The 25032-nt window shown below is 62.7% G+C and carries 16 protein-coding genes and 2 pseudogenes; 5 read left to right on the top strand and 13 right to left on the bottom strand.

The features are described from left to right. Positions 1-30: 30 nt before the first annotated feature. The 4 genes from ACZ1J6_RS06280 to ACZ1J6_RS06265 all read right to left on the bottom strand — a co-directional run bounded on the left by ACZ1J6_RS06280 (position 31) and on the right by ACZ1J6_RS06265 (position 3649). Positions 31-1158, bottom strand: a complete 1128-nt coding sequence (locus ACZ1J6_RS06280; RefSeq protein WP_465127109.1) for an IS5 family transposase — start codon at positions 1156-1158, stop codon at positions 31-33. 351 nt (positions 1159-1509) lie between these two features. Beyond that, positions 1510-2619: an IS110 family RNA-guided transposase gene (locus tag ACZ1J6_RS06275; RefSeq protein WP_465127108.1), complete on the bottom strand. Its 1110-nt coding sequence runs from the start codon at positions 2617-2619 to the stop codon at positions 1510-1512. 95 nt (positions 2620-2714) lie between these two features. After that, positions 2715-2906, bottom strand: a complete 192-nt coding sequence (locus tag ACZ1J6_RS06270) for a hypothetical protein (protein WP_465127107.1) — start codon at positions 2904-2906, stop codon at positions 2715-2717. Beyond that, positions 2903-3649, bottom strand: coding sequence for an alpha/beta fold hydrolase (locus ACZ1J6_RS06265; RefSeq protein ID WP_465127106.1), 747 nt, complete (start codon positions 3647-3649; stop codon positions 2903-2905). Before ACZ1J6_RS06265 ends, ACZ1J6_RS06270 begins: the two co-directional genes overlap by 4 nt. A 493-nt stretch (positions 3650-4142) precedes the next feature. Between ACZ1J6_RS06265 and ACZ1J6_RS06260 the strand changes: the two genes are divergently transcribed. The 5 genes and pseudogenes from ACZ1J6_RS06260 (at position 4143) to ACZ1J6_RS06240 (ending at position 10832) form a co-directional block, all read left to right on the top strand. Next, complete coding sequence (locus tag ACZ1J6_RS06260) at positions 4143-4823, top strand: ImuA family protein (RefSeq protein WP_465127105.1); 681 nt, start codon at positions 4143-4145, stop codon at positions 4821-4823. Further along, positions 4738-6546, top strand: coding sequence for a Y-family DNA polymerase (locus ACZ1J6_RS06255; protein ID WP_465127104.1), 1809 nt, complete (start codon positions 4738-4740; stop codon positions 6544-6546). The genes ACZ1J6_RS06260 and ACZ1J6_RS06255 overlap by 86 nt, the downstream gene beginning before the upstream one ends. After that, on the top strand, positions 6543-9806 hold the full coding sequence (locus ACZ1J6_RS06250) for an error-prone DNA polymerase (RefSeq protein ID WP_465127103.1): 3264 nt from the start codon (positions 6543-6545) through the stop codon (positions 9804-9806). The genes ACZ1J6_RS06255 and ACZ1J6_RS06250 overlap by 4 nt, the downstream gene beginning before the upstream one ends. A 30-nt stretch (positions 9807-9836) precedes the next feature. After that, positions 9837-10097: a hypothetical protein gene (locus ACZ1J6_RS06245; protein WP_465127102.1), complete on the top strand. Its 261-nt coding sequence runs from the start codon at positions 9837-9839 to the stop codon at positions 10095-10097. 102 nt (positions 10098-10199) lie between these two features. Then, positions 10200-10832 (top strand): annotated as a pseudogene (locus tag ACZ1J6_RS06240) (SOS response-associated peptidase family protein). Between the two features lie 167 nt (positions 10833-10999). On the opposite strand, the pseudogene pip reads toward ACZ1J6_RS06240, so the two are convergent. The 9 genes and pseudogenes from pip to ACZ1J6_RS06195 form a co-directional block, all read right to left on the bottom strand. After that, positions 11000-11955, bottom strand: a pseudogene (gene pip, locus ACZ1J6_RS06235) (prolyl aminopeptidase). 471 nt (positions 11956-12426) lie between these two features. Continuing rightward, complete coding sequence (locus ACZ1J6_RS06230) at positions 12427-12621, bottom strand: hypothetical protein (RefSeq protein ID WP_465127101.1); 195 nt, start codon at positions 12619-12621, stop codon at positions 12427-12429. A 135-nt stretch (positions 12622-12756) separates the two neighbouring features. Then, a complete protein-coding gene (locus ACZ1J6_RS06225) occupies positions 12757-13215 on the bottom strand; it encodes a hypothetical protein (protein ID WP_465127100.1) in 459 nt (152 codons plus the stop codon). Between the two features lie 368 nt (positions 13216-13583). Further along, positions 13584-15476 carry an ATP-dependent nuclease gene (locus ACZ1J6_RS06220; protein WP_465127099.1) on the bottom strand — a complete coding sequence of 631 codons (1893 nt, stop codon included), beginning with the start codon at positions 15474-15476 and terminating at the stop codon, positions 13584-13586. 443 nt (positions 15477-15919) lie between these two features. Continuing rightward, complete coding sequence (locus ACZ1J6_RS06215) at positions 15920-19570, bottom strand: DEAD/DEAH box helicase (RefSeq protein ID WP_465127098.1); 3651 nt, start codon at positions 19568-19570, stop codon at positions 15920-15922. Beyond that, a complete protein-coding gene (locus ACZ1J6_RS06210; RefSeq protein WP_465127097.1) occupies positions 19570-20514 on the bottom strand; it encodes an aminotransferase in 945 nt (314 codons plus the stop codon). The genes ACZ1J6_RS06215 and ACZ1J6_RS06210 overlap by 1 nt, the downstream gene beginning before the upstream one ends. 183 nt (positions 20515-20697) lie before the next feature. After that, a complete protein-coding gene (locus ACZ1J6_RS06205; RefSeq protein ID WP_465127096.1) occupies positions 20698-20859 on the bottom strand; it encodes a hypothetical protein in 162 nt (53 codons plus the stop codon). 153 nt (positions 20860-21012) lie between these two features. Continuing rightward, the gene (locus tag ACZ1J6_RS06200) at positions 21013-23652 is read right to left on the bottom strand and encodes an AAA family ATPase (protein ID WP_465127095.1); all 2640 of its coding nucleotides are present in this window, start codon (positions 23650-23652) and stop codon (positions 21013-21015) included. Beyond that, complete coding sequence (locus ACZ1J6_RS06195; RefSeq protein ID WP_465127094.1) at positions 23649-24764, bottom strand: metallophosphoesterase family protein; 1116 nt, start codon at positions 24762-24764, stop codon at positions 23649-23651. The genes ACZ1J6_RS06200 and ACZ1J6_RS06195 overlap by 4 nt, the downstream gene beginning before the upstream one ends. Between the last annotated feature and the right edge of the window lie 268 nt (positions 24765-25032).

Here is a 25032-nt window from a genome sequence, read left to right as displayed (position 1 = left end):
AACCCGCCGTGTGGCGGATTCCTCGCATAGCTACGCCTTCGCCATTAGTTTTGGCAGACGAACCAGATTGTACGCTGCAGCGGTCAGCGTGAAGTTCCATCCGACGCGGTCCTGCCCTCGATGCCGGGTCTTGCGCAGGTTTCCGCTGGTCTTGGCCCAGCCAAAGACCTCTTCGATCCGTTTCCTGATCCGCATCGAAACGGCGTAGCCAGGGTGCCGGGTAGTGCGTCCATCGATAGCGGATCGCCTGTTGGCATTGTTCTGGGCGACGTGCGGGGTAACGCCAACGTCGCGCAGGGCGGCGACGAATCCGGCTGTATCGTAGGCTTTGTCCGCCGCCAGCGTAATGCGATGGCGCCCCTTCATGCGGGAAAGCATGGTCAGCGCGGCCTCCCGTTCGGCCGTGCCCGTGGCGTGAGTGAGCGTCGCATCGACGACCAGCCCATGCCGGTTCTCCATCAGGACGTGGCCCATATGACACAGCCTCGCAGCTTGGCCGCGTGCCTTCTTGAACAGGCGGGCATCAGGATCGGTGGTGGAGGCGTGGGTGGCGTTGGATCGCTTCTCGCCATGGAAATCGCGTTCGGCGTTACGCCCCTTGGCCTTTGCCTGTGCGCTCTGACCGGTGCCCGAAACGCTGTCGTCGTCGTCACCGCCCGAAGCCTCGCCGTCCCTGGGCTTGAAGCTCTTCATGCTGGCCCACGCTTCGATCAGTGTGCCATCCACCGAGAAGTGGTCGTCTGACAGGAGCGCCTGCACACGAGACTGCCCTACGATCGCGGACAGGAGCCTGGCGGCGATGTCCCCGGCCAGCAGCCTCTCCCGGTTCTTGGTGAAGACCGTCACATCCCAGATCGGCGCATCCATTGCCAGGCCGACGAACCAGCGGAAAAGCAGGTTATAATCCATCTGCTCCATGAGTTGGCGTTCCGAGCGGATCGTATAGAAAGCCTGCAGGAGCAATGCGCGCAGCAACTTCTCCGGCGGGATCGATGGCCGGCCAATGCGCGAATACATCGCATCGAAATCAGCGGACATCACCTCGAGAGCTTCGTCGACGATCGCGCGGATCGCCCGAAGTGGGTGGTCTGCTGGAACCCGGGCTTCGCAGCTCACGTAGGAAAACAGCCCTTCACTCCGGTAATCGCCGCCGCGCATCTCAAATCCTTCAACCTCAGCCGAAGGCATATGAATCACCTCAAGGGGCTCAAGGAAAGCGCCTTTTTCCGCACCCTGCTCTCATGTTCGCTGTCAAGCCTTTGTTGCACAGTAAAGGCACCGGCGACGCCGGAGATTGAATTGTATAGATGCGCAAGGATGGAGACGGAACTGAGACGACGGTTGAGCAAGCTCTCATGCGCGGGTTGGTTACCGCATGACCGTGGTTTCGTTCTGGGGCTGCCTCTCTCTAAATAACGAGCGTCGATTATTTCTGCTCATAACAGCGCACGAGGATTCCCCACCGCGTTCCGCCTCCAACTTTGCGCATCGGAATGATAATTAGCCCTTCTAAGCCGGAGTACCCGCAGTCGCTCGCGCGATGGCCCAGATGAAGCCGGCCATCTCACGGGCAATCGCTGTCGTCACAACGACCTTGGCCTTACCGGCAGCTGTAAGTTGCCTATACCGCTGGCACATTCGAAGCTGCCCTTTCCAAGCAATGTCGCGCACCGCTTGGGGGACATTTTCAATGCGGTCGTGCAACTTGCGACTGACGCGTGCCTGCATCCGATAGGTCCATGCTCCTTCAATCAGTGCCCGCCGGGCCAGCCCACTGCCAGCCTTGGTAATGCCGCCCTTGCGCACGGAGGAGCCGCTGGAATGCTCCGACGGAGTCAGCCCGAGATAGGCCATCAATTTGCGCGGGTTATCAAACCGCTGGAAGTCCCCAACCTCGGCCACCACCGTGACTGCCACAATGAATGCCACACCCCTCATCGCCTGCACGGCTTCAACTACCGGCCACAGACTCCAGCTTGGAGCAAGGTCCTTGATCTGTTTGGTCAGCCGCTCGATGCGCGCCTCCGCGTCGGCTATGGCGTGCACATAATCCTGGAAGACAATTTGCTGCGCGGGATGTTGGAAACGCAGCGTTGTCAGCCAGCGCCGATAGGCTTGTGTCCAGCCCCTTTTGCCGGAATAGATACGACCGTGGCGGAGCAAAAATCCCTGAAGGTGCTGCCGCGCTTTGCCTACGACCCGCACAGCGGTTGCTCTTGCACGAATGAGATCCCGCATGGCTTCGTGCGCTTCGTCAGGTACCCAGACCGCCGTCAGTTCGCCCGCACGGTGCAGCCTCGCCAGCATCAGCGCATCGCGACGGTCCGTTTTTACCCGATCCCCTGTTTTCACCGGTATGAGAGACGGAGCAACGACGATGCAATCGTGGCCATGCTCTACTAGCTGTCGGTGTAGACCGTAGCCGCAAGGCCCTGCTTCATAACAGAAATGAAGCTCCCTCGCCCTACCTGCCAGCTTCTCGACCACCTTCTTAACCTCGTCGGCGCGGTTGGGTATCACGCCCCAGCTGCGCACTTCTCCTCCTCGCTTCCCGTCGGCTACCGCCACGGAGATCGTTGCTTTATGGACATCAAGCCCGATAAACATGCTATCCTGCATGCGGTCTCTCCTCCATTCTTGAGGCTCGGCACCAGCCAGCCTGGTGCAACCCTCGAACGCAGAATGCAGCAGGAGAGGCCACTTACCCAGTCAGCTCAGGCGAACATGGGGTCTAAAACCCGGCTGTTGCGAAGATTGAAAGAGGGAAGCGAAAGAGCCGGCGATACCGCCACTGCCGCCGCTCGATACCCGCCGTCGACTTCCAGCGCAACGACCAGGTCAGCTTCGCAAGAGACACGGGCAAAACCGCAAAGCTCGTAGAGCGCTTCACTGATGCTCGCGGTCATGGAGCATCGTCCCTGAGATGCTTTTCCAGGATTTTCAGGACCAGGTCGGGTGCTGTCATGTGCGGCAGATGTCCGGATGCATCGATGATATCCAGCGTCGCATTCTTCATCTCGCGGACGAGCCACTCTCCGACCTCGCGCGGCACGGCAACATCGTTGGCGGTCTGGATGAGATTGACCGGCACCGGAACCCGGCGCGCCGCAGAACGCACGTCCGAGGTGAAGATGGTGCGCGAGGTATGGAGCGCGATGTCCGGGCGCATCTGAAAGAGAGTGCGCGAAAACTCGGAAACGGCATGCGCGTCCTCTACGCCTACGACTATCGGCGCGAACCCAGCGGCCCAGGCCTGGTAATTAGCCGCCATGCTGTCGAAAAGCGCATCGAGATCTGCCTGATCGAAGCCGCCGACATAGCCCGGTTCGTTGAGGTAGCGCGGGGAGGCGCCGATCATGACGATCCGGGCGAACAGGTCGGGCCTTCCAACCGAAGCAACGGCGCCTATCATCGCGCTCATGGAGTGGCCGACGTAAATGCAGTCGTCGATGCCGGTTTCATCCAGCATGTCGATCAGGCCATCAGCGTAGCCGTACAGGCTATCGTACCGCTCGAACTCGTAGGTCGTTTCGCCGTGAGGCCCGCAACCAGGAAGATCGAACGAGTAGACGTCATATCGCTCGTCGAACCAAGGTCGCAGCGAAGACCAGGCATCCTGGTCCGTGCCGAACCCGTGTGACAGAACCACTTTGCACGTCCCACCGCCACTGCGGCGGCCGTGCAACCCTTTGAAAATCAATGCTCAATCTACCTGATAGGGAGGACGTATCATAACCTATGTAGATAAACTGTGTGAAACAACACACAACATCCTGGGAACCCCGAATGCTTGAGCACAAGGTGGGTTGCACGAGGTAGGCGACAAGACGAAGCATCGCTTGGCAGGCCGAATGTCTCATAGGCAAGTTTTTCGAAGAGCCCAGCAAGAGCCGAAAATCGGTCGGTTATTTCTTTGCGCCGCCAACGCAGCTCCTCGTTGCACAGGTCTGTCCACAGCCTTGTCCCGGGGAGCGTGGCGCGCGCCCGTCTCAAACATCTTGACCGTCCTCCCCTAGGAGTGGGAACATATAGCGAACATAGCGAGTCTGAAAACACACACCATGCAGCCGGTATCACCATCAACCCTGCCGACGATCGAGCACCTGCGGACCCTGGCGTCGCCGCTTGCGGAATTTCGCACGATGCCGTTTGCAGCCGAGGCTCTGGATGGTCGTCTGGGCGGCGGGGGACTGCGTGCCGGCGCTTTGCACGAGGCGGCCGCGCGCACCTGCTCGCTGGTCGATGATGCCGCCGCGACCCTGTTCCTTGCAGGGATCGCAGCGCGTGAAGCCCGCGCTCTCGAGGCGCCGGTGCTGTGGGTGAGCTGCCGTAACGACCTCTACGCGCCGGGGCTGGAACAGGCCGGACTTGCATCGTCCTATGTCATTCACGCGCAGCCGCGCGAAGAAGCAGCGCTCCTTGCCGTCGTCGAGGACGCTATCCGCGATGGCACACCGGCCGCTGTCGTTGCCGAGGCCGGCAGGGTCTCGATGGTGGCTACCCGCCGCCTTCAGCTCGCGGCGGCCGAGGCCGATATTCCTGTCCTGCTGCTCAGGCGTCACCGCGGACGCGACCGGGATCCGCTCGGCGAACCTTCGGCGGCCTGGACCCGCTGGCGCATTGCCAGTGCCCCCTCCGACCGTCTCGGCGTTGCCGGCGTCGGTCGGCCCCGCTGGCTCGTCGAACTTGCCCGCCAGCGCGGCGGTGAAGGTTTTTCCCTGATCGTGGAGGGATGTGATGAGACGGGTCGTCTCGCTGTTCCTGCCCTATCTGCCGATCGAACGGCTGAGACGGCAGGACCGGTTCGCCGCTCCGCGGTCTGAACCCCGCGCGCTCGAGCTGCCTGTCGATGACGATCCCGGTGCCTGCTCGGTCCCTCGCGGCGGCGGGTGGCGGCCCGGTGCGCGCTGGGCACGGGCAGGGACGCAAGGTGAAGGTCGCGGGCGGGCACGCTCGCGTGTCGATGTCGAGCGTGAGATTGCCGCGCTGCCGCTCCACGCGCAGCCGCCGATGCGCGAACTTGGCCGGCGCTCGGAAGCGGCGGAGCATCCCTTCAAGCGTCCGGTATCGACGCCGCCGCGCGCCCTGCGCGTCGCCTCCGCGGTTGCCGCGCCCCCGCTGGCGCTCATTGGCAAAGTCGGGCGCCGCGACGAGATCGTCTCGGCATGCCCGGCTGCACGGGCGCTTGGCATCCATATCGGCATGGCGGCAACCCATGCGAGGGCCCTGGTCTCGGACCTCGATTTTCGCGCCGCTGAGCCGGAAGCGGACGCAGAGCTGCTGGACCGCATGGCGCTCTTTGGAATTCGGCGCTGGTCCCCGATCGTCGCGGTCTGTCCGCCTGACGGTATCTGGCTTGATCTGACCGGCTCTGCGCATCTCCATGGCGGAGAGGAGCGCTTCTGCCACAGGCTCCAGGCATTTTGCCGCCGCGCCGGGTTCACTGCGCGTATCGCGGTCGCCGATACCCCCGGCGCAGCACATGCACTCGCCCGCTACGGCGGCGAGGATATTGCCATCACCCCGCCGGGCGGCGTGCTGCGCGCTCTGTCGCCGCTGCCGGTAGCCGCGCTGCGGCTGGACGGGGCTGCGCTCGGCGCGGCGCGCAAGTTCGGGTTCGAGACGATCGCCGACCTGCTTCCGGTGGCGCGCGGTCCCCTGGCGCGCCGTCTCGGCATGGCTGCGATCGATCGCCTCGACCAGGCGCTCGGCGGCAAGGCGGAACCGATCACGCCGCGCGAAGACATCGTGATCCCCATGGTGGAGCGGCGCCTGCTCGAACCGATCGGGACGGCCGAGGCCATCGCCCAGGTCATGCAGGATCTCCTCAAAGACATGGCCGAGGTCCTGCAGAGGAAGGGCCTTGGCGCGCGTTCGCTGCGCCTCATCGGGCTGCGGATCGACGGCGGCGAGCAGGTCGTGGCCATAGGCACCTCGCGCCCGACCCGGGAGCCCGCGCACTTGCTGCGCCTGCTCAAGCTCAGGATCGACCGGATCGATCCTGGCCTGGGTCTCGAGCAGTTCAGGCTGCTGGCGCCGCACACCGAAGCGCTCGATGCCGACAACCTCGGGGCCATTCTTGCCGGCGAGACCACCGTGCGCGATCCTGCCCGGCTTGTCGATGTGGTGGCAGGCCGGATCGGACCGGCCTGCGTGTTCCGGGTTGCCCCTGCCGAGAGCCATGTGCCCGAGCGGGCCGTGAAGCCGGAAAGCCCCATCGAGGCGCCGGGATCGTGGCCGTCCTGGCAGCGTCCCGTGCGCCTGTTCGCGCGGCCGGAACCGCTGCACCGCGTTATGGCGCTGATGCCCGATCAGCCGCCGCGCCGCTTCGAATGGCGAGGGCGCGCCTACAAGGTCGTCGCAGGCGACGGACCGGAACGGATCCATGGCGAGTGGTGGCGCCGCGACGCGGAAGTCTGGGCCGTGCGCGACTACTACCGCCTCGAGGACGAGCACGGCGGCCGTTACTGGGTGTTCCGGCGCGGGGACGGGGTGGCAAGCAATACCGGCGATCTCACCTGGTGGATGCACGGGGTCTTCGCATGACCGCCTATGTCGAGCTCCAGGTGCTCACGCACTTTTCCTTCCTGCGCGGCGCCTCCAGCCCCGACGAGCTGTTCGGCGCCGCCGCGATGCTCGGCTATCCCGCGCTCGGCATCGCCGATCTGGGCAGTGTGGCCGGGGTCGTGCGCGCCTGGAAAGCGGAAAAGGTCACCGGGGTCCGGCTGATACCCGGCACCCGGATAGATCTCGCCTGCGGGCGCCGCCTGCTGCTCTATCCGACCGACAGGCAGGCCTGGTCGCGCATCACCCGCCTTCTGACGATCGGCAAGCGCCGGGCCGGGAAGGGGGGCTGCCTGCTGCACTGGCACGAGCTTGCGGCGTGGTCGGCAGGGGTGATCGCGATCCTTCTCCCCCACGAAGCAGACAGCGAGAATGCCGCGGCGCTTGCTGCCTTGCGCGAAATCTATGGCAGGCGCGGCTACATGGCCCTGTTCCAGCGCCGCCGCCCCGATGACGCGGTGCGCATCGATGCGCTCGCGCGGCAGGCGGCGGATGCCGGCGTCCGCAGTGTCGTCACCGGCGATGTTCTCTACCACGCCCCGGACGCCCGGCTCCTGCAGGATGTGGTGACCGCGATCCGCCATGGCTGCACGGTCGATACGCTTGGCTACCGGCGCGAAATCAACGCGGACCGCGCGCTCAAGTCGCCCGCGGAAATGGTCCGCCGCTTTGCGGCCTATCCCGCGGCCTTGCGGGCCAGCGTCGAGATTGCCGAGGCCTGCACTTTCGCGCTCAGCGACCTCACCTATCATTACCCGCAAGAACGGGTGATCGACGGCCTCACCGCGCAGCAGGCGCTGGAGAAGATGGCGCAGGAAGCGCTGGACACCATGTTCGCGGGCGAACCGCCCCAGACTTACCGGGACCAGATCGCCCATGAGCTGAGGCTCATCGCCGATCTGAACTACGCGCCCTATTTCCTGACCGTCCATTCGATCGTCAGCGAGGCGCGGCGGCGGGGCATCCTGTGTCAGGGGCGGGGTTCTGCCGCCAATTCCTGCGTCTGCTTCGTGCTCGGCGTCACCTCGATCGACCCGATCAAGCACGAACTCCTGTTCGAACGCTTCGTGTCGGGCGAGCGGCGCGAGCCGCCGGACATCGACGTCGATTTCGAGCACGAGCGGCGTGAGGAGATCATCCAGTGGATCTTCGAGACCTACGGGCGCGACCGGGCGGCGCTGACTGCCGTCGTCACCCGCTTTCGCGCGCGCGGCGCGGTGCGCGATGTCGGCAAGGCCATGGGGCTGCCCGAGGACCTGACCTCCTCGCTCGCGGGTCTGGTCTGGGGCTGGTCGGCCGAAGGGGTCGGTGAGAAGCAGGCCGCGGAACTGAACCTCGACATGTCGGATCGGCGCCTTCGCCTGACCCTCGATCTTGCCCGCCAGCTGATCGGGGTTCCGCGCCAGTTCAGCCAGCATCCCGGCGGCTTCGTGCTCACCCACGACCGCCTTGATGACCTCGTGCCGATCGAACCTGCGGCGATGGCCGACCGCCAGATCATCGAGTGGGACAAGGACGATATCGATGCCTTGAAGATGATGAAGGTCGATGTCCTCGGCCTCGGCATGCTGGGCTGCATGAACCGCGCCTTCAACCTGCTCGAAGAAGCCAAGGGGCTTCGCGTCGGCCTCGCCGATCTGCAAAGCGACGATCCGGACGTCTATGCCATGATCCAGAAAGCCGATACGCTCGGCACCTTCCAGATCGAGAGCCGCGCGCAGATGTCGATGCTGCCGCGCATGAAGCCCCGCCGTTTCTACGATCTCGTCATCCAGGTGGCGATCGTCCGGCCCGGACCGATCCAGGGCGACATGGTCCACCCCTATCTGCGCCGCCGCGAGGGGCTCGAGAAGCCGGAGTATCCGCGCCCCGAACTGCGCGCCGTCCTCGAAAAGACGCTCGGCGTGCCGCTCTTCCAGGAGCAGGCCATGAAGGTGGCGATCGTCGGCGCGGGGTTCACGCCGGCGGAAGCCGACCAGCTGCGCCGCGCGATGGCGACCTTCAAGATGACGGGCGGCGTGTCCCACTTTTCCGAGAAGCTGATCGAGGGGATGGTCGGCCGCGGTTATCCACGGGATTTTGCCGAGCGGACGTTCCGTCAGCTCGAGGGCTTCGGCTCCTACGGTTTTCCCGAGAGCCACGCGGCGAGCTTTGCGAAGATCTCCTATGCGTCGAGCTGGATGAAGCATCATCATCCCGACGTCTTCTGCGCCGCGCTCATGAATGCGCAGCCCATGGGGTTCTATGCCCCTGCCCAGATCATCACCGATGCGCGCCGGCACGGTGTGGAGGTTCGTCCCGTGTGCATCAACGCGAGCCGGTGGGACTGCTCGCTGGAGCCTGCGCGGGGCCGGTATCATGCGGTGCGGATTGGTCTGCGCCAGGTGCATGGGCTCTCCAATGCCGATGGTGCAGCGATCGTCACGGCGCGCGCCCTCACGCCGTTCGAATCCGTCGAGGACCTGTGGCGGCGCTCCGGGGTGCCGCGCGCCGCGATCGAAAAGCTCGCCAATGCCGATGCTTTCCATGGGTTCGGCGCGGATCGCCGCCAGGGACTGTGGAAGGTGAGGGGGCTCGGCGAAGAGCCCCTGCCGCTGTTCGCCGCCGCGGACCGCGCGGCAGAGAGGATCACCGCCGAGGCGCAGGAGCCGGCCGTGGAACTGCGCCCGCTGGCCGATGGGCGCGAGGTCATCGAGGACTATCGCTCGTTGCAGCTCTCGCTGCGCGCCCATCCTCTTACCTTCGTGCGGGACGAACTCACGCGGCGGGGCGTGACGCGCTGCGCCGACCTCGCGCACATTCGCGACGGCAGGAAGGTCGAGGTCGCCGGGATCATCCTGGTGCGCCAGAAGCCGGGATCGGCCAAGGGCGTGCTCTTCATCACTATCGAGGACGAGACCGGTATCGCCAACGGCATCCTCTGGCCCGACCGCTTCGAGGCCCAGCGCCGCACCGTGATGTCCGCCTCGATGGTGGGGCTCAAGGGGCAAGTCCAGAAGGAAGGCGATGTCATCCATGTGATCTGTGATCGGATCATCGATCACGGTGACCTCCTGCACCGCGTCGGCGAGATGTCTTTCCCGCATCGCACCGGGAGGGGCGACGGCGCTCGCCATGGCGGTAGCCCGGATCGCGGCGATGCGGCCTGGAGCCCGAAACCGGTCAGCAGCTACTGGCCGCCGCATGCGGATGGCCGGGACCCCGAGGAGGTCGTGCGGTTCAAGTCGCACGATTTCCATTGAGGCGTGGCGGCGCTTCCCAAACACCAGCGCGTGATCATCGCGCTCTCGCTGCATATCCTGCGCGGCGGCGTGACCCGCTGCAGCGACGGCAGGGTCGATACCGTCGAGGTTCGCCTCGCCCTCAGATGCCTGCTGCCGCACTGCCGGGAGCGCTGGCCGCTCGAGCTCTACTGGGATGCCGCCTGCCAGGATAACGAGATCGGCCGGGCGCAGGGGGTGACGGCAGCTTTCAACGGAATTGTCCGCCAGCTGCGGCTCGCCGGATGCTATGAAGAAGTCGGCCCGTCCTAGCGCGCCTCGCTAGCAATTCTCTCATAGCGCCGGTTGCCGGCTGCGATGCTTCCGGCGAGGCAGCCTCGCCAGGGGATGCGCGCCGCGATCAGGAGCAATGCCATGTGCAACCGTGTCCGCTTCAAGGGAGAGCCTGAAACCCTCTTCGGTTCGGTCGCTGAGCTCTTTCGCGAACGGCCGCGCGACAATCGCTTCGATCCCCAGGAGCTGAGACCCAAGGGGCGGGCCTACGTGGTGCGCGAGCAGGACGGCATCCGGGGGTGGGACGTGATGAGCTGGGACGTGCTGGGAGGCAAGGGGGCCTGGCCGATGACGAACGTGCGCAATCTCGCCGCGCCGCAGTGGCAGCGCCTTGCCGAAGACCCGAAAAACCGCTGCATCGTGCCGCTGAGCGAATTCTGCGAGTTCACCCCGGACAAGCATGACCATCGGGGATGGCAAGCCGCCGCGCAAGGGTGAGATGTGGTTTTCCGTGACGGATCAGCCGGTGTTCGCGGTCGCCGGCTTCTGGCAGCACACCGAAATTGGTGAAGCCTTCGCCATGGTGACCTGCGATGCCAACCCACTGGTCAAACCGATCCACCCCAAGGCGATGCTCACCATTCTGGAGCCGAGGGATATCGATACTGGCTAGGCGGATCCTATGCCGAAATCGCCCGGCTCCAACGGCCCTTTGACGAAACGCGGATGCGGGTACGCGGGCCGGTTTTTCCGACCCGGCGGGATGAGCGGTGACGGACTGGCTGACGCCAACACCGCGACAAGTGCCCCGTCGCACTTCTGGCGCGATAGTCCAGCTGCGACCTGGAGGGAGGTCGGACTCCTGAACCAAGTCGCGGTCACATACGTGACTCCCGTGTCGTTCGAGAAAAGAGTGCCCCCAAGATAGGGGCACCCCGCCGTCAGGCGCCCGCCTTATTCGCGTATAGATCCGTGGTGCGGATCAGCCGATCAAGGATGCCCGGCTCGGAATAGGCATGACCTGCGCCTTCGATCAGATGGGAGTCGGCTTCAGGCCAGGCCTTGTGCAGCGCCCAGGCGTAATGGGCGGGGCAGGGCATGTCGTAGCGCCCATGGACAATCGTGCCCGGGATCGTGCGAAGCTTGGGGGCATCACGGAGAAGCTGATCGGGCTCGAGCCGGCAATCATGGACGAAATAGTGGGTCTCCAGTCTCGCGAAGGCGAGCGCGAAATGACCATCGTCGTGCTGCTGAGAGGTCGCGGCGTCGGGAAGCAAGGTGATGACCTCCCCTTCGAACAGGCTCCACGCACGGGCGGCCTCGATCTGCTCTTCGGGCGAACCTGTTGTGAGCCGGCGATGATAGGCGCGCAGGATGTCGTCTCGTTCGTCCTCGGGGATCGGCGCCATGAGGCGCTCGTACTTGTCCGGGAACAGCTGCGACACGCCGAATTGATAGAACCAGTCGAGTTCCGCCCGGGAGCACATATAGATGCCCCGCAGGATCAGTTCGCCACGCGCTCCGGATGCGTCTGCGCGTAGGCCAGCGAAAGCGTGGAACCCCAGGAGCCCCCAAACACGAGCCACTGTTCGGCGCCCGCGAGTTCTCGCAGGCGTTCGATGTCTGCAACCAGGTGCCAGGTGGTGTTGGCATCGAGCGAGGCGTGCGGCGTCGATCGGCCGCAGCCGCGTTGTTCGAACAGGAGCACGTCGTATAGCTCGGGATCGAACAGACCGCGGTGCGACGGCGAGATCCCGCCGCCGGGGCCGCCGTGCACGAAGACCGCAGGCTTTGCCCCCGGAGTGCCGCAGCGCTCGTAATAGATGCTATGGCCTTCACCGGTATCGAGCATTCCGGTGGCGTAGGGTTCGATGGACGGATAGAGTGTGCGCAGCATGGCACTCTTCTTGCCGACTTAGTCTCCGAAGGAAAGAGGGGCTACAGCACTGGGTTCGGCCATCCTCCCTTTTCGAAGGCGTTGTTCGCTTGGCAATAGGCTGCGGCTTCATGGAACGCGCGGTCATCGGCACTCAGCGGCGACATTCCGTCGCTCGCTTCCAAGCATTTAATATCTGCACCTGAGCCGGCCATTATTTCCGCTAAGTCGGACGATCCGGTAAGTCCGCTTCCGGGCGACATTAGGCTGGAGCGGACGTTCGTTCAAACAGCCGACAAATGGCAGCAAGGCATTCTAAGAGCGGCTCGCCCGGCGGCCAGAAATGTCGCCGGAAAGCGGCCATTCAGCGGATCTTGTTCTCTACGGACTTGTTGACGGCAAAGCCCATGCAGCGCGTTTCGCGCCAGCTGTTTTTGCGCCCGAGCGAGAAATCGTCGCAATGTTCGATTCGAAATCGAGGAGCGGCGCAATCTAGTGACGCGGGCGCTCAAGCTCGTCCCTTACATGTCGAATAAGGGCGGCGATTAGGCGATAAATTTGAATGCCTTCGCTTGCGCGCTTTGCAGCGATCTCTTGGCTGCCTTGCTTCACGAAATCGCGAGCCTGACCACCGTGCCGATTTTCGATTGTCCATGCACAGGCCCACAGGTGATGTTCGGTCGTCATCAACATTGCTCGTGCCAACGCACCCAGAGGGGCTGAGATGGGCGCGGTCGCCGGATGCTACGCGCAAAGGCGCCGATGTTGAAAATGAAACACTGCGGAACATCAGTTCTTGACTAGGTGGCGCCCACGCGCCTGCTAGCTCCAGGCAGCTTCGAGCACATCCTGCAGGCTTCGAAGCGAAGCGGCGACACGGGGCACGACGTACTTGTAGGCCTTGGTGTCATATCGCTTGCGGATAATGCCTTCGAACCGCACCGCCAAGTCCTCCAGATCGGCCACCGTATCTGGACGCAGGTCGAAACCGACGCCATCGGCTTCCGGCTCCGCGTTGTGTGCCTTGAACCAGGCGGTCACGTCGTCGCTCACGGGCGTTCCGCCGCGTAGCCAGAGATGAACAGTGTCGGCATTTTTGACGGTCGCGAACATCTGGCAAAACCACAGGAACAGACGGCCCTTGGCATCGTAGTCGCCCTCACCCCGATCGTCGACGATGAACGGTGAGTCCCTGGAGATATCTTTGTACCGCTTGTCGGCGAAGCCGTCATACGCGTCGAAAAGGCATTGCTTGAGTTCATTTGCTCTTTGGTTGGGCACAGGCGAAACCTTTTGAACTAACAATCTTGAGTACATGAAATATTAAATAGTAAGAAGTTGACGGTTCTCAAGTTCGGGGTCGGATGCCGATTAGATGCACACTATTCTCGAAAATGTGGTGCAATCCATCTAGATCGGGATCGAGGATTATCGTTCCAAAGATCCCCGGCGGTTGCTGTCCGCTGTCCGGAATGTCCAGGCCGGAATCCTGTTGCTGTGCAAGGAGGCGCTTCGCAGGCTTTGGGGGCACGAAGGGTGTCGAGAGCGCCCTTCGTGCGCAGCGCTGCCTGTCTGCGAAAAACCTATACCGCGTTCTGCCACAGTACTCCGTCTCGGGGCAAATCACGACCCGCTAACACAGAACCACCTCACATCAACTTGATCTCCGGTATCGTCTTGCCGACGAGCCGTATGTCATCGGCTGTGCCATGGGCGCCGTTCCACTTGTGCAACATAGCCTCCACTTTTTCGATATAGGGGAGTCCATCCGGCAGCGGACCGAATGGTTCGAGCTCCGCGCCATCGCAGATATCAACCAAAAATTGTTGGAGCTTCTCCCGTAACGCTGCATCGCCGCTCACACGCAGATATGCTGATAGCGGCTTGTCCTTGCCCAGTTCAGAACCGCCAAGGCTGCGCTCGAAGTCCGGAATGCTGCAACGGTGACGAACCGCGATCCCGGCCTTTCGACATTCAAAGACTGCGTCGTAGATCGACTGGTTGATCGTCCACATGCCGTTTCCGCCACCTTCACGGTTGAAGGGCCAGTCGACGTCGTGGACGATGCTGAACGGTATGCGGAAATGCCTGAGCATTGTGATTAGGCCAGGCAATATTGCTTTCCCGCGCGCCCGGATGACGGTCGCGCGATCGGCGAGCTCATGATCTGCTTCGACGATAGCAGCGATAAACGCGGCGTGTTCGGTATCGCCCTCGACCAGGATCGGATGCGAACCGAAGAACACTTCGGAGAACCCGACATCCATCTGCTGGATCGCCTTCAGATTGCGCTTGGTGTCGTCGTCGAAGACGACATCATCGGCCCGATAGGTTTTGCTACCCAGCGTCGATTTGTCGCCGCCGCTGCGTTCGAGGCGCACGATCGTGGTGTGATCCTCAAGCGGATTCACGAAATATGGGGAATGGGTTGTCATAATGACTTGCCATTCGGGATCCTCAGCAAGTTTGTAGAGGTGTCGTTGCGCCGCCCGCGCCGCCATCGGATGCAGGGCATTCTCCGGCTCATCGATGAGCAGGAGATAGCCTGGAAAGGCAGGGTCATTTTCGTCGGGCTCTTTTTCGCCCTTGCGAAACGCTTCGAGCTTCTCGATCGCGGCGGCCTTGGCATCATCCTTCTTGGCGGTTCTCACCGCCTTCTCGAGCGCGGCTTCCGTTTCATTGCGGCGTGACAGCTGGTTATGGACGGTGAGCATCGACCAAAACAATGCGCGCCGCGCTCCGGCCCCTTGTTGCTCGACGGAGGTTTCTACATCGCCGTCGGTGACGCGGATTCCGGAGCCTTCCTTAAGCAGCTTCTCCAAATCATATTTCGGCTCCGCCATCGCAACTTCTAGTCGGATACCAAGACCTGGGAAGACCCCTGCAAAACCGTCGTGCACCTGCCCAGCGATCTCCGTAAAACGATCTTCGTGGGTTTTGGTGAGGCCAGACACGATCTCGGAGAGGTTCGAGACAGACTTTGCCAGATCGGAGGCCGGATCCTTTTGAAGGTCGCCTAACTCCTTCGCAAAAGGGGATAGTGCTAGGGCTAGCAGAACTGATTGGGTTTCGGACGCATCCTGCAGCGAACCGATGCGAAGCGGTCGCGGCAATCGTGATTTGAAGACATTGTCCGCACCCCCGGCCTTTTCGCTGTCCGACCAAATCTCCGCCTCGGGATCCCAGGTCTTGCGGACAAAGGATCCGTCTGGGGACCATTCCCATCGGCTGCGCACGACAAGATGATGCCCGTCAGCCGTTTTCCACTTCTCATCGACATTCGCCACGCCTTCGGGAATGTGAACGTCGAGTTCGACGACGGACGGCTCGTCGTCTGGCGCCCAGCGGCATCGATCGCGTGTTCCGGAAAACAGAGTGGGTTTTATTGCTAGCTCATAAGCGCGCAGAATAGTCGATTTGCCGGCATTATTCTTCCCGACCAAGCAAACGACATTGTCGAGTGCGACCTCGACACCTTCCGGGCCTATGCAACCGAGATTTTTGACGACCAATTTCAGCAATTTTGAACGATTGATGACCACTATTCCGCCCCATTTTGCCCCACTGGCAATATAGCATTTCAAGGGAACGGTCGTTTCGTCAAGAAGCGCAGAACGGAAAATGACATCATGACTGATTTTTAATTGAGAAGAGCCTTTCAGACGAAAATAGGTTGTATGTTTCCAAATTCGATCTATGCGACCTGGTCCAGCTTGCAGAGCAGGCCGGTCAACGGGCGATCACATCCCGACAGCGCATCCAATGGTTTGGGCCTCGGTGGCGCACGGGAACATTGAGATCGGCCGTGCGGATTGCCTGCGTGTTGATTTCTACTGATTAGTGATCCTGGGTTGATCCGACACCATTCTCGGGACCACCTGGGGTTAGAGTTTCCCGAGCAGGGTCACGGTGATGGGCTGGGTGCGTCACTAGGTTTCATCAGCGTGATCGGGCATGTCAGAATACAGCGTCCATGCATCAACGATTAGAATGTCCTGTGAACCATCGGGCCAAAGGTGCGATTGATGCTAAAATCGTGTCGGGATGGATTGTCAGTGACGAGTTCCCTGGAAGCCGGAGATGTTGCGACTAGATATCCAGCAGGGTCGATCCAGGTTACACCACCAGCATCTGCGATCGGCCGAACGGAATAGGACGGACAGCGTCCGTCGACACCGGTTAGCGTAACGACGCTGGCCGTCATCGGATTTGTCGTTGCGCTAACGGACGCCTTGAGTGAGCGTTGCCACGCGACGAACTGCTGTGGGTCAATCAAGCTTTCCGCGTCCGACACAATTCCCGCCGCAGCAAGCCACCCGACGAACTGTGGCCTGAGGGAATCGGCTTCCTCGCGCGTCTTTGCTAGCCCCTGCGCCTGTGCGAAGGCGACAAAGGGGTCGAAAGTTCCCCAGCGAAGGAGTTCGCGAAACCAGAAGGCGATCCATGGCAACCCTGTGGTTTCTCGCCAGGTAGCAAGCGTCGGAGTCTCCAGGTCTCCGGCAGTCTCTCCCCAGACCTGAGCTACCGCAGCGCCGATAGCCACGCCGAGCCGGAACTCGAGATTTTCCGCTACAAAACGCTGCCACGCCCGAAGATCATCCGGTTGCGGGGCAGATGTGCCTGGCCGCTGCATCCACCAGCCGAGCACCGTTTCCCATGCCGCCAGGATCGCCCTTCCGCGAACAGTATCATTGGCCTTGAAGCCGATGCCTGGAATGCTGCGCAACAATTCAGCAAGCCGTCGGAACAGTTCGTAACGAACCTCGGCTGTCATGCGGCCATATTCAACCCACATCTTTAGCTCCGCTACAATGGTAGGCGCGACGCTATCGAATGTCGTGCCGACGTGAGGCGTAAAACCAAAATGGTAGAGGCGTTTCCGCAAGGCAGGATCCGGGTAGATGGTCTCCACGATCGCGCGACCGCGCTGGATGAAGCACCGCTCCATGAATGCCTCCTCGGCCGTAGCGGCGTAGCTGAAGGTACGTTGCCACAAGCTTCGGAGGAATGCCTCGGCCTGAGCCGGATCGACTTGACCGGTCACTAAGAGCGAAAGCTCCTCGTTTGCGGAAAGAAGAAACCCGTCGAGTTCGTCAAGACTATCGGCGAGCTGGTCGGCCGGATTGCGTGAGCCCGATGCGAGATTTGAACCTATGCGCGGAGCGGTCGCCTGCTCCAGCCACGCTAAGATCGCGTCCTCGCCTGTAATCCCGAGGACCGTCCTGCACTTCTCAGTGATTGCAAGCAGAAGGGTGGCAAGCGGGCTGCCAACCGCCGCACCGGCAGTCTCATCGGCTTGGAGACGGCGTAGAAGATTCTGGAAATAGCCTTCCGAACTCGCGATCTGCAACTCGTGGAGGGGGCGAGTCTGGGCTGCGGTCGTCGAGGGATGAATTGGCAGCGCGACAAGGGTTATACCTTCGATTGACTCCGCCGCTCCAGGTCGACCAGCCCGGCCCGCAAGGTTGCGAAACTCCGAAGCAGGGATCTCATTGGCTTCCGCTGATTCCTCCGCTGCATCGAAACTGCGCCTGACCAGGTTGGTAAGGAAGATGATATCGAACGGAAGATTCACTCCTTCTGTAAGCGTTGCCGTAGCGATGGTTAGCGGGCAGATGCGGCGTTCGATCAATTCGGTCATGAGACGGCGGAGACGCTGCGGCATCTGTCCGTGGCTTGTCGCAATGCCTTTTTCGAGGAGACGAAGTTCGTAAGAATTTACGCCGCAATAATCGGCACATGCAGCTCGCGCCTCTTCAAACAACGACTGTTCAACGCCATCGCCCGGCGGAGCAAATGCTGCGATCGCATCCCAGCCCGGAAGTTGGAAAGCCTGAGCATATCGCTTCATCAGGCGCTCGGGATACTGCAGGATCGAAATGAGGACGCGGCGCCCACCCTGAAGCAGGTGGAGCGCTGTCCAGAGAGTATAAAGCTCTGTGTAATGGGGTAAGCTGTTGCGGATCGCGGCCTTCGGGAGGGGCATCTGAGGAATGCGAAGGTCAAGGTAAATGGCTTGCTCCCGGCCTCGAACATATAGCGTATGCCCGTTCACGACCTCTAGGGTGGCCTGGGGCGGCCGTCTGGGATCGCAGAGGAGTGCCCCAATCAACTGCCGACTGCTCCGGTAATTCTCCCCAATGGGCTCAGCATCCGGATGTCCTTCGATCCAGCGCGACACGGGGCCAGCCGCGCCACCCGCAACGGCGGTGAGTGCGATGCGTGAGAGACCAGGCTTGAGCGTGAGGAGCCGGGAAACCATGGCTTCCAGCCGCATCGAGCGGCTCTCATGGTCTGCGAGTTCTCGCCGCGCCCGATCGTCCCCCGTGCTCACCACTTGGTGAGCCTCATCAATGATCAGCAATTCAAGCCGCCGCACGAGCAAATGTCCGACATAGCGGATCAGCGCCTCAGCCTTTTCGACGGTAGCGATCAGCACAACAGGCTGATCTGCAGTTAGCCAGTTGTCCGTGATGCCCCAGTCTGTTCCGCCATAGAGACCGGTGACAAGCACATCGCTGCCAAGTTCAGCCGAAAGCTTGCGCTCGACCTCGCCGGCAAGGGCCCGGGAGGGCACGAGATACAAGGCGAGAGGAGCTTGGCCTTGAGCCGGGGACGCTACGAGCAGCAGTTCCTTTACGAGTGCGAGATTGGCGACGAGCGTTTTGCCCGACCCGGTCGGTGTGCAAAGCGCGAAGCTGTCCTGATCCGCAAGGCGGTCAAGCCCCTGAACCTGCGAGGTCCATAGAATTCCCCGACCGCGCGCGAATTGTTCGCGCGCAAACCGCCACATCCTTTGACGCTGCTCGGGCGCCCGATCTGCGAGGCGTTCGACGCGGCTATGGATGCTGTTTCCGGCAAAGCCCTTCCCGGCGGCCTCCACCAATCTAAACAGGATCGCAAGTTCATCGCTAGTCAGCCGCGCGGCCAGGCCACCTAGCGCAGACAGCTTGTCGAGCGCCCGCGTGACCCGATCGTGGTTGGCTGTTCTGACAGCATCAGCAAAAAGCCCGAGCGACCGAATGGTTTCGGCCATCAGATATCGGCCTAAGTTGTCCGTCTGCGGCTCCTTCCCCTCTGTATCTCGGTCGTTTTCAGGCTCGGCAAGGAGAGGCGTCGATCCCTCCCGTCCAGTGAGTTCAGGATGTAAGGCCCAGAAGGAGACGCTTGCTTCAAGTACCTCGTCGAAGTCAGCTCGCAAAAATGCGGAGATGACGGATCCAGCTAGGCTTCCTGCCGGTGCGTTTCGGAGCAAACTTGCTGCCATTGCAGGCAGTCCTGCAAGTTGATAGGCGCCGGCTGCCAGAAAAACGACCGGTACGTCGCGCGTTACCTCGTCCCCCGACCTAGCAAGCCATTCCAACAACTCTGCCGCGCGACGATAGCACGAGTTGGCGTCCGCCGAACATGGACCGTCCACATTGACCAGAACCGATGCGGCGTGAAGGAGACGCCGCGCGTCTGCTAGCTGTTGAACAGACTCGCCTTCTCGCCAGAATATCGGCGGCATCTGCCATGACAGCTGAAGGCTGCGCACGAAGAGTCGCGCTTGGTCGGCATGTAGTTCATTGTCGAGCGCGCGACTTTGACGAAGAGCAAGCGCGATCTGCCGCCGTTGAGGGTCAAGCTCAGCCATCAATAGGACCAGAGGCTTGCGTAAAGACGATCGATGAGCGTGACGCCATTGCCAACAACAACTTCTACTACCTGCAACGGCCGTCCCGCAGTGTATTCAACAGGCGGGGCGCCGATCGGTAGGTAAGCCTGACCTGCCGCCCTTTCCGCGGGACGGTTACCAGCGACGAACACGTAGTCTGTACGCGGAAGAGGCGCAGCACCGATCATAAGTGCTTTATCTAGCGATAGGATAGCAGCATCGTGATCTTCGGGGGATCGCTCCTTCAAGAGCCGATAAATCTGCTCGAGACCTTCAGGCACCGGGATCGCGTTGTTGATCTCGTTCCACACGCCTTTACCCGAGCGCACGCGAGCGCCCTCGGATCCAGTCCAATCTCCCAACATCATGCCATCCATGACCGAAGGAGTGAGCGATGCTCGCCACTTGGCCTCTCCAGCGATGAACCGGACGACCTCGCCGGTGTCAGGATCGAGGCCAAGCGCGATGAAATCGTTGCCATGTCGGCCGGAAACCTGTCTGACCCGCTTGGGATCTCGAGCCAGTTCGAAAATGTAGGTCTGGACTTCCGTATGATAACGGAACAAGAAGATCGGAATTGACCACTCGTGCCCGCCAACAAACTGGCAGGCCTGAGCCATCAGCCCCGCCATAACCTCTCCAAACAGGCCTTTTTGTGCAGTGGGCGGCAAACAAGCTGGATACTGCGCATGCACACCGGTGCCATCTGCGTCGGGATGTAGGTCTATGCGGGCGGCGCGGTGAAAGACATCGCGTGCATCGAGGTGTGCCGACTCAAAGTAGTTCTTCAAAGCGGCGAACAGTTGGTCGTCAACCGCGGCCTGTTCCTCGAAAAGCACGTGGCCGTAGCTGCCATTGTCATTGAAGGCGGCGCGCAACCATCGCTGCAGTTCAGTGGTGGGTGGTGGACAAGTATGAAGCATGCACAGTTACCCAGCGCTAGACGTGACCAAGCGGGCGTGAAGTCCCTCACCCGCGGACGACTTAAATGCGGGCGACGACACAAGTACAAGAGCTGCTCGCTTTTTCAAAGTGTTGTTGAGTTTTTCCCATGATCACCCGTTAAAGAGCGAAAGCATACCGCAAGGGTGACAACCCCTGTGCCACTAACCGTAGAGGCCATTCAGCCGTTCGGTCAGGGCCGCTTCATAGTCCTGAAGACCGTCGCGCGGACTGTCGTCCACGGTATCGAAAAGTTCGGCACGACGGCGCCAGTAGATAAGACGATCCGCGCGCCGCGGCCACTGAGCAGCGCTTCGATCAGTCATACCCTATGGCCGGTACGATCTTCTCTGTCGGTATGCCGTGACCGGACCCCAATGAACTATCGGCCGTACGGGCAGGATAGACGCGATAGATTATCGTAATCGTTGTCACCTGACGGAACCATGTTTTGGCAACCTCGGGTCCAATTCGGGTCATCAAAGCCTAATGCGGTTCCCCTCGACATGGCGGAAGGCGCGTTCCCGGCAGGTCAGCAGGATCACCTGCATGCGCCGGGAGGCTTCTGCGATCAGGTCGATCATCGCATCGAGGCGCACGTCGTCGGAGTAGACGAGCGGGTCGTCAAGGATCAGGGAGACCGGGCGGCCTTCCTCCAGCAGCATGTCGGCAAAGGCAAGGCGGGTGAGTAGCGCGAGCTGTTCCTGTGTGCCGCGCGACAGGTGTTCGCACGCCTCGTCGAGCCCGCCGCGCCGGATCGAGGCGAGGCCAAGGTCTTCGCCGAACGCGGGCTGCGCATCCTGCAGAACCCGTCCGACATAGCGCGTGGCGCGGGCTGCGACAGGGCCGGTGATCGTGCGAGCAGTCTCTACTTGCGCCTGCGCCAGCGTCTCGCGCAGCAGACGCAGCGTCTCTGCCTCATCGCTGGTGCGCGACAATGCGGCGATGGCGACGTCATGCTCGTCGCGCGCGGCGGCGGCGTGCTCGGCAAGGCCCTTGCCGCCTTCGCTTTCGACGCGGGCTTCCAGACCGGCAATCCGGATGTTGAGGTCCGAACGCGCGTCCTCCGCCGCCTTACGGCGCGCGACAAGGTTCTCGATGCGGCGGTGCATGGCCTCCTCATCGAAAGCCGAGGCATTGGCACGGGCGTTCTCCAGCGCGACCGCCGCGGTCGCCGCCGTTTCGCGCGCGGCGGCGAGGGCGGTGTCTAGTCCGGCAAAATCGGGATGAAGGGCCAGGCGGGCAAGGTCTTCCGCCGCGTTCGCGCTGTCGTTCGCGGCAGTCTGTTCGGCAATGGCGAGCGGCGTGTCAGCCTTCTCGGCGGTGCGAAGGGCCTCGCCCGCCTGAGCGTGGAGAGTCTCGGCGCGCACGAAGGTGGTTTCGGCGGCTTCGCGCTGGGCTTCGGCCTGTGCGACGGAAAGCGTATCGTCCTTCTCGATTTCACCGGTTTCCAGCGGATAGGCGGCGACGAAGAGCTTGAGCGCATCCGGACCCACAGCGAGATTCAGGTCGCGATCGGCGGGCGCGCCGGCCAGCACCTGCGCATCGATCGTTTCCATCTGACGCCGGGCTTCGCGGGCCGCTTCGTTGCGGGCCCGGGCGGCGGCCAGGCTGTCCAGCGACCACTTGGCAAGCAGTTCCGAATGGCGCCGCGTGGCGGCATCGAGAGCGGCCTGTGCGCCCGCGAGCGCCTGCGGCGGGCGCAGCACCAGTTCGCTGCCGCCGGGCAGGCCGATGCGGGTTTCACGGACCAGCGTCCATGTACCGTTGCCGAGCGGGGCGCCGTCGCGCGTTATCCCTTCCAGCGAAGCGCCCGCGCCGGTCAGTTCGACATGGGTGCCTTCGGTTTCCAGCAAGGTGCGATGGCGCAGGATTTCGCGCTCGGCGACATCGAGTTCATCGAGCACTGGCGCGGGCACGAACAGCGAGGCCGCCGTAGTGAGCGCCTCACGCTCGGTTTCGAGGGCAAGCACTTTCTCATGGCGGGCATGGGCGGCGGCGAGCCCCTCGCGCCGACGTAGTGCGGTGTCATGGGCCTGTGCTTTCGCCAGAGCCGTGCGCGCAAGGTCCCGCGCCTGACGCGCACTATCGAGCGCGGTTGCAGCGGCGGCCAGATCGCTCTGCGCAGAGGCGAGGGTCTGCGCCAGTGTGGCCCGTTCGGCCTGCGCCGCGTCTTTCCGCTCGTCGGCACCGGCGCGGCGGGTCTGAGATTGCGCAAGACGGTCTGCAAGGTCCTGAAGGCCGGCAAGCCGCGTCGCGGCGCCGCTGGCCTCCAATTGCCGCTGCGCCAGCAATTGCGCGGCGCTCCGCGCGGTTTCCAGACGCTTTTCGAGATCGGCGCGCTCCACCGCATGCTGATCGTCATCGAGGTCGCGGCGAAGTGTCGTCAACTGGCGGCGGGCCTGATCGAGATCGGTGAAGGCCGCTTCCAGAGCCTGCTCGCGCTGCTGGGCTTCGGCCAGCGCTTCGGTGGCGGCGGCGAGGCGCTGCTGCGCGGCGCCAAGCCGCCCGGCCTTGGCGACTTGTCCCTTGTCGGTGAAGAACTGGCGGAACTGCACTTCGACGCGGTCCTGCACCTGCTGGAAGGCGGCGCCGCCAAGGATGGTTCCTGCCTCGCCTTCCAGAGTGGCGCCGATGATATCGCGCACCCTGCATCCCGGCGGCGTCACGGACAGGGCTTCTGCCTGCGCCACCCACAGCATTCCGAGTGCGCCGGCAAGCTCGCTGTCGAACGTGCGCCCCTGCGCCTCGAAGCCGAGCAGGCGCTGGAGGCGTTCTTCCGCCTCGGCATTCTGGCTGCGCCCGTCGGGGCCGGACAACTCGGCCATGGCGCGGCCGATGAAGCGCTTTTTCAACGTATAGCTGTCCGCGCCCACTGCGAAATCGAGTTCGACTTCGGGCGCCACTTCGTCTCCCAGCGGCTGGAATGAGGAGATGAGCTGGGTCTTCGATCCATGCCGCAGGAAAAGTGCGGCGCGCACCGCCTCCAGCAGGGTGGACTTGCCCGCTTCGTTGTTCTCGATGACGATGTTGAGGCCGTCGGTCAGGCCGGCGATCTCGTGGCGCTGGCGGAACTTACGGAAGTTTTCGACCGCGATGCGGCGAATGAACAGGCTCATGCCGCGCTCTCCTGCGCTTTCAGGGTTTCGACGAAGAGGCGTTCCAGCGCCCGGCGCGCATGGTGGGCATCGGCCCCGCCTTCCTCGATTTTTGTGCGCAGCATGGCGGCGGCCCTGCCGATCATTCCCTCGGTGGAAAGCGCGGCAAGGTCGTCCTCGGTCGGCCGCGCGACGACATCGGCATCGCGCACGTCGAGGAAGCGCAGGCGGTGGGAGAGGTCATCCTCGATCCGCGCGAGCATGGCCACGCGGTCGGTCAGCGGGACGATGCCGGACAGCGCGAGGCGCAGCAGCGTGGCGGCGGGATCGCAGGCGGTGAGCAGATCGTCGCACAGCGCCGCGAAGCCGATCGCATCGGCAACCGACCAGTCCCGCTGGAGCCATTGGTAGCGGCCGGTGGGCAAGGGCGTGACCACCGGCACGGCGCCGGGAACCAGGTCGACGAGCAGGCACTGGCCGGGCTCGTCACGGCCGAAGCGGTCGGTCTCGGGCGTGCCGGAATACCAGCACCGCGCATCGACCGAGAGCAGGCCGTGCCAGTCGCCCAGCGCGAGGTAATCGAGGTTCGAGCGGCGCACACGGTCGGGCGCGATCAGGTTCGGGGCTTCGCCCTGGGTGCCGAAATCGCGGATCGAGCCATGCGCAAGGCCGATACGCAAAGTGGCGCCGGGGGTTTCCATGCGATCGAAAGTCTCGGTTGGATCGTCGCGGGTGTGGCGGTGTAGCAGGGGCGCGGGCAGGAGCCAGATGCCGTCCGCGATCTCGTGCGGCTCTGGTTCTGCGAGCACGGTGACATTGGCCACGCCGCGCTTGCGCACGCGGTCCCAGAGGCCGCCGTTGCGGGCGAAGTCATGGTTGCCGGGCAGCAGCCACCAGCGGCAGGCATAGCGCTCCATGCGGGTCACCGCCTGGACGACGGTACGCTCGTCCGGGCCTTCAGTATCGAACACGTCCCCGGCGACGAGAACGTGCTCGGCCTCGTGCTTCGCTGCCACGCGGCCGATGGCATCGATCGCATCGAAACGCGCTTCGGTGAGCGCGGTGCGGGTCGCCGCGTCGAAACGGCCGAAAGGCTTGCCGAGCTGCCAGTCGGCGGTGTGAATGAAGCGCATTGTTGCGGCCTAGCAGGGAAGCGGAGCCGATTCAAAAACATTGCAAGCGATGCGGATGCTGAACGAATCAGTAAATTCGTGTTGAATTTTATCAAACTTGTGCAGTTACCTAGTGGTAACCCGCAAGCCTTTTCGCTAGCGATCGAGTTCACTTTCTTACCCGGTAAGTAGATATGCTCGAATTTTCGCGATTGCGGCCCGCAGTGGATGGTTGGCGGGGCTCTTTCGAAGGCCTTATTCGGCAACTTGGAAGATCAGACCCACCGAC

The organism is Novosphingobium sp. BL-S-21 (assembly GCF_055521655.1).
The sequence above is the reverse complement of the archived record's forward strand: the minus strand, read 5'-3'. Positions and strand labels throughout refer to the sequence as shown.

What these genes read in the sequence shown, in the direction of transcription:
- ACZ1J6_RS06280 (WP_465127109.1), bottom strand. Translation starts at nt 1,158, where the DNA reads ATGCGCGGCGGCGATTACCGGAGTGAAGGGCTGTTTTCCTACGTGAGC.
- ACZ1J6_RS06275 (WP_465127108.1), bottom strand. Translation starts at nt 2,619, where the DNA reads ATGCAGGATAGCATGTTTATCGGGCTTGATGTCCATAAAGCAACGATC.
- ACZ1J6_RS06270 (WP_465127107.1), bottom strand. Translation starts at nt 2,906, where the DNA reads ATGACCGCGAGCATCAGTGAAGCGCTCTACGAGCTTTGCGGTTTTGCC.
- ACZ1J6_RS06260 (WP_465127105.1), top strand. Translation starts at nt 4,143, where the DNA reads ATGCCGTTTGCAGCCGAGGCTCTGGATGGTCGTCTGGGCGGCGGGGGA.
- ACZ1J6_RS06255 (WP_465127104.1), top strand. Translation starts at nt 4,738, where the DNA reads ATGAGACGGGTCGTCTCGCTGTTCCTGCCCTATCTGCCGATCGAACGG.
- ACZ1J6_RS06250 (WP_465127103.1), top strand. Translation starts at nt 6,543, where the DNA reads ATGACCGCCTATGTCGAGCTCCAGGTGCTCACGCACTTTTCCTTCCTG.
- ACZ1J6_RS06230 (WP_465127101.1), bottom strand. Translation starts at nt 12,621, where the DNA reads ATGACGACCGAACATCACCTGTGGGCCTGTGCATGGACAATCGAAAAT.
- ACZ1J6_RS06215 (WP_465127098.1), bottom strand. Translation starts at nt 19,570, where the DNA reads ATGGCTGAGCTTGACCCTCAACGGCGGCAGATCGCGCTTGCTCTTCGT.
- ACZ1J6_RS06210 (WP_465127097.1), bottom strand. Translation starts at nt 20,514, where the DNA reads ATGCTTCATACTTGTCCACCACCCACCACTGAACTGCAGCGATGGTTG.
- ACZ1J6_RS06205 (WP_465127096.1), bottom strand. Translation starts at nt 20,859, where the DNA reads ATGACTGATCGAAGCGCTGCTCAGTGGCCGCGGCGCGCGGATCGTCTT.
- ACZ1J6_RS06200 (WP_465127095.1), bottom strand. Translation starts at nt 23,652, where the DNA reads ATGAGCCTGTTCATTCGCCGCATCGCGGTCGAAAACTTCCGTAAGTTC.
- ACZ1J6_RS06195 (WP_465127094.1), bottom strand. Translation starts at nt 24,764, where the DNA reads ATGCGCTTCATTCACACCGCCGACTGGCAGCTCGGCAAGCCTTTCGGC.